A 13,165-nucleotide genomic window follows, 5' to 3' on the forward strand; every position below is an offset into this window, starting at 1 on the left:
TTGAAATTGGCTCATTGAACTTTGAACATTGTTCTTCGTAAATTAGGGCTCATAAATTAGTAAAATGAAGGTAATTCAAGTCGTGGGCGCGCGTCCCAATTTCATGAAAGTAGCACCGCTACATCGTGCTATTCAAAAGTTAACTGGCTGGACATCAAAGATTGTTCACACGGGACAGCATTTTGATGCGAAAATGAGCGATGTCTTTTTCACTCAATTGGAATTACCTGAACCGGATTTCTTTTTAGGGATTGGGGGCGGAAGCCATACAGAAGTGACGGCAAAAATTATGGTGGCTTTTGAGAAAATTGTAGAGGCTGAGAAACCGGACTTGATTATTGTGGTGGGGGATGTTACTTCGACTTTGGCCTGTACCTTAGTCGCCATCAAAATGGGTATCAAAGTAGCTCACGTAGAGGCGGGCTTACGTAGCTTCGACCGTACCATGCCAGAAGAACTGAACCGTCTTTTGACGGATAGCGTGGCGGATTATCTATTTGTGACAGAGGAAAGCGGAATGCAACACTTGAAAAATGAGGGTGTGGCGGATGAACGCGTATTCTTTACGGGTAATGTGATGATTGACTCTTTAGTTCGCTACCAAGAGAAAGCAAAAACCACGACCATACTAGACGACCTCGGACTAGCGACTAGTGACTCCCGACTAGCGACTGCCGCCTCAGGACTATCGACTAACGACTCCCGACTAGCGACTAGTGACTACATCGTCATGACCATGCACCGCCCAGCGAACGTGGACACCGAAAAAGGATTGCAATCAATCCTGGAATTAATCGAATTGAGTAGTCAAGACACGAAGATTATCTTCCCTATTCACCCGAGAACACGGGCCCATATGGAGAAATTTGGGCTGGCGGATTGTCTTGATCAGGCCAAAAACTTGATTATGACCGAGCCTTTGGGCTATTTAGAATTCATTCAATTGATGTCGAATGCCACAGCGATTTTAACAGATTCGGGCGGTATTCAAGAGGAAACCACCTATTTAGGGATTCCGTGCTTGACCTTCCGTGATTCGACAGAAAGACCGATCACGGTGACTTTAGGAACGAATCAATTACTTTCCGATTTAGACCCAAAGAAAACCTATGCCGCGCTAAAAGAAATCTTGGCTGGCAAGGTGAAGAAAGGGAGTATTCCTCCGCTTTGGGATGGAAAAGCAGCGGAACGTATCGCGGCTAAACTGGCTGAAATCTTCGCTTAATGTCCAATAAAAAGCTACATATCGTCCTACTCTCCTACCACGACAGCAATGGCGGGGCGGGAATTGCTGCGGGCCGATTGAAAGTAGCTTTAGAAAGCGAAGGACATCGAGTAGATTATTTGGTGAGAGAAAAAGCGAGTTCTTCTAACTCAATTAAGTCCGGAAATGGTATTATTTCCTGGTTAAAATTCATCGCGGAACGCCTATTTTTCTTACAATTTGAAAAAGAGAAATCGATCCGATTTCTATTCAACCCGGGTGTTTTTGGGAGTGACATTTCGAATCATCCCCTGATACAGCAGGCTGATATCGTGCATTTGCATTGGGTGAATTTTGGCTTTTTGTCAGTGAAAGACATTGCGGCCTTGACTCTATTGAACAAACCTGTTTTTTGGACACTTCACGATATGTGGGCCTTTACGGGTGGATGCCACCACAGCGGGACTTGCGAAAATTTCAAGCTGAGTTGTGGGGATTGCAAATTCTTGAAAAATCCGAATCCAAATGACCTTTCACATCGCCTGTGGGAAGCGAAGAAAAACGGCTTTGCCGAGAAAAACCTTCATATCATCACGTGTAGCAATTGGTTAGGTAACCGAGCGAAACAAAGTAGCATCTTAGGAGAGCACGAGATAAAGACCATTCCTAATGCGATTGATACGAATTTCTTCGCTCCAAGTACAACCAATTTGAACTTAGATCCGAACAAAAAATACATCTTATTCGTCGCCATGCGCGTAAATGCTCCGGCGAAAGGTTTCCATTTATTGAAAGAGGCCTTAGCTTATTTAGACCCTAAGACGACAGAATTACTTATCGTGGGTGGAGAAATGACGGAGGAGCTTCCATTGAAATCGCATAGTTTTGGACAGGTGACCGATCCTTCGAAAATGCGCGACATCTATGCAGCGGCAGACGTGTTTGTGACTCCTTCTTTGGAAGAAAATCTACCGAATACGATCATGGAAGCCATGGCTTGTGGCACTGCTTGTGTAGGTTTCGAGGTAGGCGGGATTCCCGAAATGATTGAGAATCAGCAAACAGGCCATGTGGCAAGGGCCTTTGATCCGGAAGATTTAGCGAAAGGCATTCTGTGGTGCTTAGAAAATGAAAAAGCAGGAGAGAAAGCCCGAACACGCGCCATAGAATTATACGACCAAAAAACGGTGGCACAACAACACCTCGCTTATTATGCCCAAGCTTAGTATCATCACCATCACCTACCTGGCAGAGGCCTACCTAGAACGAACACTGAAAAGCGTTATCGAACAGGGATGTGCTGATGAAATCGACTATGTGGTGATAGATGGGGCTTCGAAAGATGGAACTTTGGACATCATCGAGGCGAATAAACAACACATCCAACAATTCATCTCTGAAAAAGACAAAGGCATCTACGATGCGATGAACAAGGGGATGCAATTAGCGAAAGGGGATTATTTGCTCTTCTTAAACGCCGGCGACACTTTTGCATCGTCTACGACCTTGAAAAATATCCTACAAGAACTAGATCAAAATCCGGATGTACTTTATGGTGAGGCAGTTTTTGTCAATAACGACGGTGAATCTATCGGTTTGCGAAGTGAAGCAACACCCCATAAATTGCCAGCCTCTATTACTTGGAAGGACTTCCGATTCGGAATGTTAATTTGTCACCAGGCTTTTATCGCAAAACGCAGTATCTCTCCCCTCTTCAATTTGAGTTATAAACTCAGTTCTGATATTGACTGGGAGATTCAAGTGCTGAAGAAAAGCCAGACCATCCTGAAATCGAAGGCTCCTATTTGCAACTACTTGATGGGCGGGGCCTCTGTCCAAAATTTGAAAAGGTCTTGGAACGAGCGATATGATGTGCTGAAATCGCATTTTGGGCTCATCCCAAATATAGTAAATCACCTCATCATTGTACTAAGGGGCCTGATTTTTGCCCTGAAAAAACAAGGGAAGTATTGGTAAAAAGTCTATATTTGTTCCTATGCGGTTCTTAGGTATACTATTTTACTTGTTTATTTCTGTCGGAGTTTTTGGCCAAAAAATTCGATTTAATTCCAGCATCGGCTCCTCCCTTATCTCTTGGCACGAAAGTCAAGCCACTTTAGATTTAGCAGCTGGAATTTCATTCCAAAACCCAGGAAAAAAGCATAAAATTTTCGTGGAATTAAAAACGATGGGGAATGTTAGCGGCAGCCCTATCAATCGAAGCCAATATACCTTTATAGAACCCCCAGTAAATCCTAGAAATCAACCTATTTCTCCTTCTGAGGAATTAGTAGCGCAATACCGAGGAGGTCAGGCAGAGGCAGGCATCAGCTGGTCTAGCCATAACAAGATTAGTCTTATCCCTAGTTTAAGCTTCTACAGCAAATCCATCGCACGAAAGATCAGTTCAGCCAGATCAGAATATATTGAGGAAGAAAAGTATTCACTTCATGGGATCAGTGCTGGTATTGGCATTTTTATCCCAGGCAAAACAAGTCTAAGCTTTCAAGCTAAAATTTTTGAACCCTTGTACGAAGAGGTTACCTTATACGGGCGCTACGTGGGAGTACCTTACCAATCGCTGGTATCAGATAAACTACCTAATTACAAACTGAGGGCAGATGTGAATCATGGTCAGTTTGGACTAAGACTAATTGTTGAGGTATTAAATCTAGGTGGAGCAGAAAACCCAAATTCAAAGTCGATACAGGCTTCTCAAGCCATTATCCCCTCCACCTTGTTGACCTATTTCTTCTAAAATGAAGAAACTCCTATTACTTCTCTTCTGGCTCCCCTCGTTAGCACAAACTGATTCAACAAAAGTGTTAGACGAAGTAAAAGTCTATGTTTTTGAACAAAAGCGTAGTCCACTAAGCACCCCCGATGCCTTTGTCAGAACCACTGATTTGCAAAGATTGAGTTCCACCTCTTTCGTAGCTTCCCTTAATTCAATGGCAGGTGTCAGGATGGAAGAACGATCACCTGGGAGTTACCGAATTGCGATTCGAGGAAGTTCTTTGAGGGCCCCTTTTGGCGTTAGAAATACCAAAGTCTATTGGAATTCCATTCCCTTTACAGACGCCGGAAACAATACCTATATTTCTATTTTAGAGCCAGGACTATTTTCTGGATTAACCATCACGAAAGGTCCCTCAGCGGGAATTTATGGGGTAGGTACGGGTGGTGTCTTGCTTTTTGAAAGCAAGCCACGAGGTAATAATTTAAACGCTGAGACCGTTTACCATTCCCTTGGAGGTTTAAAAACGAGCATTGACTTATCTAGCGATAATCACCGACTGTATGCTTCTTTCAATCAGCAAGAGGGATATCGCGATCATTCTGCCATGAAGAAGCAATGGCTTTCCTACGAATTCCATCACCAGTTTTCGAACGAATTGAATCTAGATCTGAATACCTATTATGTGGATTTAGCCTATCAAACTCCCGGAGGACTCACGAAAGCACAATATGTAGCGAATCCCACACAGGCCAGACCTGCTTCTGGTTTATTTAAAAGTGCGCAAGAACAAGGGGCAACCTTTAAAATCAAAAGTTTTGGTCTGAGTGCAAAAGCCTCCCGAGTGATTTCACCGGCTTGGGCCTGGGATCTAAGCCAATCGGTTCAAGTGAATGACATCGAAAATCCAACCATCCGAAATTACGAAATTCGCCATGAGCCCACTTATTCCACTCGAGGAGTTCTTCACCACAAAGGGCAAATAAATACCGATTTTGGATTTGAATATCAGGCGGGCCAAATGAATAGTTCTACCCACAGCAATCGCTTTGGGGTAAAAGAGGTATTAAATTATAGGCAAGACATGCATGTACAACAAGGGAGTCTTTTTCTACAAAATGAGTACTTAGGTCTTAATAACTGGATTTTTACCTTTTCTGGAAGTCTAGGAAGCTACTGGACAGAGTACGTAGGCAACGAAACAATCTTCTCCCCTCGCCTTGCCATCCTACGCAAAATAAGCAATCACCAAAGTATCGTCGCTAAAGTAGCACATGGCTATTCCCCACCCAGCATTGCAGAGGTGCGACCATCTGCTTATGATAAAATTAATACAAGTTTAAAGGCAGAGAAAGGCTGGAATCAGGAGCTTACCTACCGGGGGAAATACGCCAAGTTTAACTGGGATCTGAGTGTTTATCAATTCAATCTAAACGAAACGATTGTGGTTAGACGTAGAGAGGATGGGTCGGATTACTTTGTCAATGCAGGTTCTACGATTCAGCAGGGACTTGAGCTGACGACAACCTGGCTACTTTCGAAGCAATTACAACTCGAGCAAGCTACGACTTGGCAGGACTTTCGATTTGCAAATGGGAATTTCTTAACGGGGACTAGTCCCTTTCTGCAATCAACTAGTGTGTTATGGAAGCATCCCTGTGGCCTAAGCTTCATCCAAAACTTTCAATTCGTAGATTATCAATTCTTGAATGATGCGAATACGGAGCAAATGGGATCGTATCGACTTTGGAATACAAAGGTGACGTATGCACACAAGAAATGGACATTATGGGCCTCAATCGATAATCTAGGCAATGAACTTTATAGCTCTGGACCTGATTTAAATGCCACGGGAGGCCGGTTTTATAATCCTTCACCTGGCAGAAATTTCCATGTGGGACTGCAAGTTAATGTAGCCTATTAGCATTCAGACGCTCCATTAATTCGGCGATGTGCGAATCGCTGACGGCAATCTCATGGTTTCCTATTTTTATACGCTGCTGCTTAATCGACTCAATCTTCTTTAAATTCACAATGAACGATTTGTGAACCCGCATGAAACCGTGTGGTATGACTTTGGCCTCTACACTCTTCATCGTCTGCTTCGTCAAAATCGGATGCCGCTCCCCCTCCACATAAATCTTCACATAATCCTTCAAGCCTTCAATGTGACTAATCAAGGGGATCGAAATACGTACAAGCGAATACTCGACATTCACAAAGAAGAAATCTTCTAAAGGCTCATTTTCCACCACCGATTTACCCATAAAAATATGGTAAGCCTTATTCGCACTTAATGCAAAACGATCTAAACTCACAGGTTTCATCAGATAATCCACTGCATCGAGATTATAGCTTTCCACCGCATAATTAGCATAGGCTGTGACGAAAACTACGAGTGGTTTTACGGCCAAAGAAGAAATAAACGATGTCCCAAGCAAACCCGGCATCTGAATATCGAGAAAGAGCAGGTCTACTTTTTCCTTTTGTAGCACTTCCATCGCCTCAAACGCATTCCCACAAGAACCCACTAAATTCAAAAATGGAATCTGCTTCACATTATCTTCCAGCAATTTCCGACCCATCACTTCGTCGTCGACGACTATGCAATTCATTTTTACCATCTTATTTCAAAGTTAAGGTTAGATCCACGGAGAAATTTAGTTCATCTTCTTTAATAGTTAGCTGATGCTTTTCGGGGTACAATAATTCCAAACGGCGTTTCACATTTTTCAATCCAATGCCAGAACTTGGGTCCTTAAACACTTGCTCCTCTTTTCCCTTTTTATTTTTTACCTGAAAATGCAAACCCTGATTTGTAAATTCTAAATCAATGTGAATGAAAGGCTTATTAACTAAACCTACTCCATGTTTCACCGCGTTCTCCACAAAAGGAATCAATAACATAGGTTCTATTAACTGACCAGCAGCATCACCTTTTACGTTAAAAACGAAATCTACATTTCCATCGAAGCGCATTTTTTGAAGGTCTATATAATTTTCCAAATAGGCCACTTCATTCGTTAATGGGACCATCGTTTGGTCAGAATCATACAGCATGTACCGCATTAGTGAAGATAAACGCATCGTCACGTCCTCAGCTTGCTCTGAAGCTTTCGTTCTGATCAAATACACAATACTATTCAGGATATTGAAAATAAAGTGAGGACTGATCTGTGAGCGCAAAAAAGCTAATTCGGCACTCATCTGTTCTCTTGCCTTTTCTACTTTTCGGGACTCCTGCTCCGAATATTCCACTAATAGACCATAAGCTGAAGCAATCGCTGAGACCATAATTAAGGGAAATACACCTAACATTTCAGGTCCTCTTCCATGTTGGTGTTCAAATTCAAGAAACAAATGATGGTAAAGTGATTGTAGGAAAAAGAATCCCACATTCGTTATAATCAACGAGGCACAAAACAACCAAACCCCCTTTTTCTTAAATACATACGGAATCAAAACCAACGTGATGACATAAAAAAGAGGCATCACTGTCATCAACTCCACCCAAATATGCTCCGAAAACTCTGGATTCTGATGTGGATGCGGATGCGAATTCTCATGGGTTTGGTGCACTGGACTTAATAAAGGAAGACCCATCCACATCCCCCAAAGGAGTAGGTTAAACAATACCTGAAAACTGCGCTTCGTTTTTCTAAAATTTTCCGCTCTCCACATAAGTTGCCATGTTTTTACAAATCTAGCTAAATCTACCTAATCCACACCTGCCCTTCATCGATAGAATCCGACCATTAATCTTCAAAATCAGGACATGCATCTAAATAGATTTAAGCAATTGAATAAAATTGTACTTTCGTAAAAAAACAACACAAAATATGAACATGTCAATCCGCCTAATCGCCTTCCTTTTTGTGGGATTCACCAGCTTCGGCCAAGAAACCCTTATCAAAATCAAGAAAGACACCTCTTCTTCGATGAAGACACTTTTCAAACCTGCCAAACTACAGTCAATCGGATTATCCTTTCAATCCCAAGTTCTTTTCGGTAAAGGTGGCCCAGAACGTGGCATGGGAGTTCAACTGCATTTGAACAATAAATTATCATTAGGTATTGCCTCCTTCCACTCTAACCCGCGAAACGATGACCCAAATCGGTATAGCGATGAACCTCGCCGCCGCTTCACAGCCTTCACGATGGAAGCCACTCCTATGGCAAACAAGGTATTCCACTTAAGTTTCCCGCTAGCGATAGGTCGGATTCAAGAGGAATCTCCCATCATCAACTATTCGAGTAGTTACATGCCACAACCGGGTCCAGGGTATCGCCATGATAGACGAGGTCCAAATACCCTCGGCGTTCAACCTGGTATTAACCTAGAAGTAAACCTTTTTAAATACGTTAAAGTATTTGGTGGTGCTAACTACCGTTTCGCTTTTGGAGAAGAGAAGACTCCAGGAATGTCGAGAGCTGCTGGAACGATTGGGGTGAAGGTGGGGGTTTTTGATTATCGCAAAAAGCGATAATCAAAAACAAAGCACAAAGTACAAAGCAAAAAGAACAAAGTTGGTATTAAAAAAGGGAACCTTTAGGGTTCCCTTTTTTAATGATTTCATGAAACAAATTTCTCATACGTTACCGCGAAGCGGATACAATCTTTATTCTTTGTGCTTTATTCTTTATTCTTTTAAACTAGAAATTACGCTCCCCTGCCTCTCTCTTCCCTAACAACACCGCTCCCACCATCGCCACGAAGAACAAGATAGAAACTAATTCGAAAGGCAATAAGTACTCTGAATACAAGACCTTTCCTAGGTTTTCGACCATACCTGTTTGGGAAACAAAACCTTCAACCTGAGGGGTTTGGAAGTTGTTTTGACGAACTAAAGCGATCAATACCACTAAAAGGGAACCTGCGACTACTGAGCCAGCTAACTTTGTTAGATTTGATTTCGATTCAGGTTGATTCTTACGCAAATCGAACATCATGATCACGAAAAGAAATAGAACCATGATGGCACCGGCGTAAACGATGATGTTTACGGCCATCAAGAATTGTGCATTCAAAAGAACGTAGTGTCCTGAGATGCAGAAAAAGGTAAACACCAGGTATAAAACCGAGTGGATAGGGTTCTTCGCTAAAACGACCATGAGGGCGCTAAGTAGGGTTAAACCTGAAAGAAAATACCAAATATTAGAAACTTCCATAATTATCTTATTTCCAGCCCTCACGCAAGTAGCGCTGGTCCATTTTTTCAACTAATTTATCTTTCCCGTAAATCACCTCATCGCGGCTATTGAATACAGGAACCATTTGATCGTGGCGTAAGAAGATCGCCTCTTTAGGGCAAGCCTCTTCGCAAAGACCGCAGAAGATGCAACGTAACATGTTGATCTCGTATACTTTGGCATACTTCTCCTCGCGGTACAATTTCTCTTCACCCTTCTTGCGCTCTTCAGCGACCATCGAAATAGCCTCCGCAGGACAAGCTACGGCACAAAGACCACAAGCCGTGCAACGCTCAGCCCCTTGCTCATCTTTCTTCAAGATGTGGTGACCGCGGTAAATAGGACCTAAATAACGTTGTTGCTCAGGATAACGGATGGTAACAGGTTTGGAGAAAAAGTGTTTCAACGTCGTCGCCATACCCCCTACAATTGCAGGAAGATACATACGCTCCGCTAAAGTCATTTCGCCTTGCTCTACTACCTTCGTTCTGTTACTTAATTTCATATCGCTATGCTAATTTTTTCTTCACAAATAATTGATCGTACACCACGATTCCCGCGATGAAAACGACTACTCCACCTATTCCTACCAGAATCTGTTGGTCTAATAAAACCCCTAATCCAGTCACGACTACGTTAAACATCGCTAATGGAATTAAGCCTGACCAGCCTAAGCCCATTAATTGATCGTAACGGAAACGAGGTAATGTCCAGCGTACCCACATGAAAACGAATACGAAGGCCAAAGCCTTACCAATCAATGCCCCCATTCCGATTAAGGTCGCAGCGGTAGCACCTAATTGAGCCGTTACAAAATCCACACCTGGATAATCATAACCTCCAAAATAAAGCGTCGCCATCACCGCTCCCGAAATAAACATATTGATGTATTCCGCGAACAAATAGAAGCCTAATTTCATAGAAGAGTACTCTGTGTGGTATCCTCCGATTAATTCTGTCTCACACTCAGGTAAGTCGAATGGCGTACGGTTACACTCAGCAAACGCACAAATCAAGAAGATTATGAAGCCCATCGGTTGGTACAAGATGTTCCAGTGACCGTTTTGTTGTGCCTCCACAATTGCTTTTGTAGAAAGAGAACCCGTCATCATCAAAATCGCGATGATAGAAAGTCCCATGGCAAGCTCGTAGGAGATGTTTTGGGAAGCCGCACGAATCGCACCTAATAGAGAATACTTGTTATTCGACGCCCAGCCACCGATTAGGATGCCATAAACGCCTAAAGAAACGATACCGAATACCCATAAAATACCGATGTTCACATCAATACCTTGCAAGTCAAAAGTAACTCCACCTAGCGTTAAGGTATCACCAAAAGGCACCACTGCCGAAGTCATCAAAGCCGTTAACATGGACAAACAAGGTCCCATGATGAACAACCATTTGTTCGAGTTAGCCGGAATGAAATCCTCCTTCATGAACATCTTTACCGCATCCGCTAAAGGTTGCAAGATACCAAAAGGACCTGCGCGATCTGGACCAATACGGTCTTGCATGAAGGCCGCGATCTTACGCTCGAAATACGTGGAATAAGCCGCTACCCCTAAGGTGATCAAAAAGATGACACCGATGAAGGACGCTTTGGCAATAAAAACTGAATCAAGTAAGTTCATCTATTTCTTTTTAGATTTAGGTAAAGCAGGTTGAATGCCTAAAAAACTACGGTCACGATCGTCATTGATTTGCTTGTAATCGCGTGCCGCTTGCAACACGGGGAAAGCAGGCTTAATCAAATTCGCACCATATTTATTCGCTGAAATCACCGAATGACGAGACACATTCGTCGGTCCTTCAATCACCCAATCAGACGTCTTTTTCTTATCAAAACGACAGCCGTTGCAAATGAAATCCGTCACCTCTCCCCACATATTCTTGCGACCAGTCACGCGAATCACTTCGTCTCCTTTGTACCAGATCGTTGCCTTTCCAGAACATTTCTCACACTCACAATGCGCATCTACTGGCTTCGAGAACCAAACACGGCTCTTGAAACGATACGTTTTATCTGTCAATGCGCCCACTGGACACACATCAATTACGTTACCAGAGAAATCATTATCAATCGCTTTCTCAATATAGGTGCTGATTTCCGCGTGATCTCCGCGGTGCATCACCCCGTGAACACGGCCATCTGTGATTTGATCTGCTGTGTACACACAACGGTAGCACAAGATGCAACGGTTCATGTTCAACTGGATGTTCGGACCTAAATCTGTCGGTTCAAACGTGTTGCGCTCCTCTACGGTACGAGTCGATGAAACACCGTGCTCGAACGAGAAGTCTTGCAAGTGACACTCACCCGCTTGGTCACACACCGGGCAATCCAATGGGTGGTTTAATAACAAGAATTCCACGATGCCTTTGCGCGTTTCTAACACGTCTTCGTTCACCGTATTTTCTACGATCATCCCGTCTTGAACGGCTGTAATGCAGGCTGGAACTAATTTAGGCATGGGGCGAGGGTCTTTCTCCGATCCCGCTGTCACCTTTACTAAACAAGCACGGCATTTTCCACCTGAACCCTTCAAAGGCTCATAGTAGCACATAGCTGGCGGAGCAACCTCAGGCCCGATCATGCGAGCTGCCTGCATGATGGTGGTTCCTGGTTCTACCTCAAGGGTGATATTATCTATCGTAACTTTCATATTCGTTAATTTCTGCCAAATTATTTAGTCCAACTAGCCCCCTTGCGCATAAATACCGCGCCTGGTTTTGTCGCTAATTCTGGGTGCTCAATATGCCATTCAAACTCATCGCGGAAGTGACGGATTGCCGCAGCCACTGGCCAAGACGCCGCATCCCCTAACGGACAAATCGTATTTCCTTCAATTTTCTTTGCCACATCGACTAATAAATCGATGTCCTCTTTGCGGCCTTGACCGTGCTCGATGCGGTGCAATACTTTGTCCATCCAACCTGTACCTTCACGGCATGGAGAACATTGCCCACACGACTCGTGGTGATAGAATTTCGCAAAAGTCAAGGTATTGTGTACGATACAAGCCGTCTCATCCATCACGACAAAACCTCCCGAGCCAAGCATCGTTCCAGATACAAAACCACCATCAGACAAGGATTCATACGTCATTAAACGTTTTTCTCCTGCCGCTGTCGTTAAGATTAATTCTGCCGGCAAAATAGGCACAGATGATCCACCTGCTACTACCGCCTTTAATTTATGTCCATCGCGAATACCACCGCACCACTCATCTGAATAGATGAAGTCTTCTACGGTAATTCCTAATGGAATTTCGTAAACACCTGGTTTCTTGATGTGACCAGATGCCGAAATCAATTTCGTTCCTGTACTACGTCCCACGCCGATAGCTGCATACGCATCACCACCGTTATTCACGATCCAAGAAGTAGCTGCAATAGACTCTACGTTGTTTACCACCGTAGGGCATTGCCATAAACCTTTTACCGCTGGGAAAGGGGGTTTATTACGAGGATTCCCTCTTTTACCTTCCAAAGACTCTAGCAAGGCCGTTTCTTCACCGCAGATATACGCTCCACCACCAGGTTGAACAAATAGGTCTAGATCGTAACCTGAACCCAAAATATTCTTACCTAATAAACCTTTATCGTAAGCTTCTTGAATCGCTTTTTCTAAGATGTTGATCACATACATTAACTCGCCACGCACGTAAATGTACGAGGTGTTAGCGCCTAAGGCGTACGAAGAAACAATCATTCCTTCGATTAAGGTATGTGGAGATTTCCACATCAAATAGTGGTCTTTGAACGTACCAGGCTCTGATTCGTCCGCATTACACACTAAATAACGAGGTACACCCTCTGGTTTAGCTAAGAAAGACCACTTCATGCCCACTGGGAAACCTGCGCCTCCACGACCACGAAGACCTGATTTTTTCACCTCTTCGGTTACTTCATCCGGTGTCATTTTTTTGATTGCTTTTGTGACCGCTGAATACCCTCCATGTTTCATGAACACGTCAATCGAGTCAATGTTAGGTACGTCTATATGTTCCGTTAATATCTTCATCCTAGGC

13 protein-coding genes are annotated in these 13,165 nt (G+C 43.4%); 6 read left to right on the forward strand and 7 right to left on the reverse strand.

Annotated elements, in window-relative coordinates; all coding sequences use genetic code 11:
- Nucleotides 1-64 precede the first annotated feature (64 nt).
- The 5 genes from wecB to V7S74_RS09335 are packed head-to-tail and all read left to right on the forward strand — an operon-like array spanning nucleotide 65 to nucleotide 5,865.
- Nucleotides 65-1,225, forward strand: a complete 1,161-nt coding sequence (wecB, locus tag V7S74_RS09315; protein WP_406778486.1) for a non-hydrolyzing UDP-N-acetylglucosamine 2-epimerase — start codon at nucleotides 65-67, stop codon at nucleotides 1,223-1,225.
- Nucleotides 1,225-2,430: a glycosyltransferase gene (locus V7S74_RS09320; protein WP_406778487.1), complete on the forward strand. Its 1,206-nt coding sequence runs from the start codon at nucleotides 1,225-1,227 to the stop codon at nucleotides 2,428-2,430. Before wecB ends, V7S74_RS09320 begins: the two co-directional genes overlap by 1 nt.
- Complete coding sequence (locus V7S74_RS09325) at nucleotides 2,417-3,181, forward strand: glycosyltransferase family 2 protein (RefSeq protein ID WP_406778488.1); 765 nt, start codon at nucleotides 2,417-2,419, stop codon at nucleotides 3,179-3,181. The genes V7S74_RS09320 and V7S74_RS09325 overlap by 14 nt, the downstream gene beginning before the upstream one ends.
- A gap of 19 nt (nucleotides 3,182-3,200) precedes the next feature.
- A complete protein-coding gene (locus tag V7S74_RS09330) occupies nucleotides 3,201-3,962 on the forward strand; it encodes a hypothetical protein (protein ID WP_406778489.1) in 762 nt (253 codons plus the stop codon).
- A gap of 1 nt (nucleotide 3,963) precedes the next feature.
- Nucleotides 3,964-5,865 carry a TonB-dependent receptor plug domain-containing protein gene (locus V7S74_RS09335; protein ID WP_406778490.1) on the forward strand — a complete coding sequence of 634 codons (1,902 nt, stop codon included), beginning with the start codon at nucleotides 3,964-3,966 and terminating at the stop codon, nucleotides 5,863-5,865.
- On the opposite strand, the gene V7S74_RS09340 is transcribed toward V7S74_RS09335, so the two are convergent.
- On the reverse strand, nucleotides 5,849-6,556 hold the full coding sequence (locus V7S74_RS09340) for a LytR/AlgR family response regulator transcription factor (RefSeq protein WP_406778491.1): 708 nt from the start codon (nucleotides 6,554-6,556) through the stop codon (nucleotides 5,849-5,851). The two genes, V7S74_RS09335 and V7S74_RS09340, sit on opposite strands and share 17 nt — an antisense overlap.
- Nucleotides 6,557-6,566: 10 nt before the next feature.
- Complete coding sequence (locus V7S74_RS09345; RefSeq protein ID WP_406778492.1) at nucleotides 6,567-7,622, reverse strand: sensor histidine kinase; 1,056 nt, start codon at nucleotides 7,620-7,622, stop codon at nucleotides 6,567-6,569.
- A 164-nt stretch (nucleotides 7,623-7,786) separates the two neighbouring features.
- On the opposite strand from V7S74_RS09345, the gene V7S74_RS09350 reads away from it, so the two are divergent.
- Nucleotides 7,787-8,428 (forward strand): hypothetical protein, encoded by a 642-nt coding sequence (locus V7S74_RS09350; protein WP_406778493.1) that lies wholly within the window; start codon nucleotides 7,787-7,789, stop codon nucleotides 8,426-8,428.
- Nucleotides 8,429-8,594: 166 nt separating this feature from the next.
- On the opposite strand, the gene V7S74_RS09355 is transcribed toward V7S74_RS09350, so the two are convergent.
- Genes V7S74_RS09355 through nuoF form a run of 5 tightly spaced genes read right to left on the reverse strand, consistent with a single transcriptional unit; the run spans nucleotide 8,595 to nucleotide 13,158 of the window.
- On the reverse strand, nucleotides 8,595-9,110 hold the full coding sequence (locus V7S74_RS09355; RefSeq protein WP_406778494.1) for an NADH-quinone oxidoreductase subunit J family protein: 516 nt from the start codon (nucleotides 9,108-9,110) through the stop codon (nucleotides 8,595-8,597).
- 7 nt (nucleotides 9,111-9,117) lie between these two features.
- Complete coding sequence (locus V7S74_RS09360) at nucleotides 9,118-9,636, reverse strand: NuoI/complex I 23 kDa subunit family protein (protein WP_406778495.1); 519 nt, start codon at nucleotides 9,634-9,636, stop codon at nucleotides 9,118-9,120.
- Between the two features lie 4 nt (nucleotides 9,637-9,640).
- Nucleotides 9,641-10,765 carry an NADH-quinone oxidoreductase subunit NuoH gene (nuoH, locus tag V7S74_RS09365; RefSeq protein ID WP_406778496.1) on the reverse strand — a complete coding sequence of 375 codons (1,125 nt, stop codon included), beginning with the start codon at nucleotides 10,763-10,765 and terminating at the stop codon, nucleotides 9,641-9,643.
- On the reverse strand, nucleotides 10,766-11,797 hold the full coding sequence (locus V7S74_RS09370) for an NADH-quinone oxidoreductase subunit G (protein WP_406778497.1): 1,032 nt from the start codon (nucleotides 11,795-11,797) through the stop codon (nucleotides 10,766-10,768).
- A gap of 20 nt (nucleotides 11,798-11,817) precedes the next feature.
- Nucleotides 11,818-13,158, reverse strand: a complete 1,341-nt coding sequence (gene nuoF / locus V7S74_RS09375) for an NADH-quinone oxidoreductase subunit NuoF (RefSeq protein ID WP_406778498.1) — start codon at nucleotides 13,156-13,158, stop codon at nucleotides 11,818-11,820.
- Nucleotides 13,159-13,165 lie beyond the last annotated feature (7 nt).

The sequence above is a fragment of the Aquirufa novilacunae genome (assembly GCF_045310505.1).
GTDB classification, from domain to species: domain Bacteria; phylum Bacteroidota; class Bacteroidia; order Cytophagales; family Spirosomataceae; genus Aquirufa; species Aquirufa novilacunae.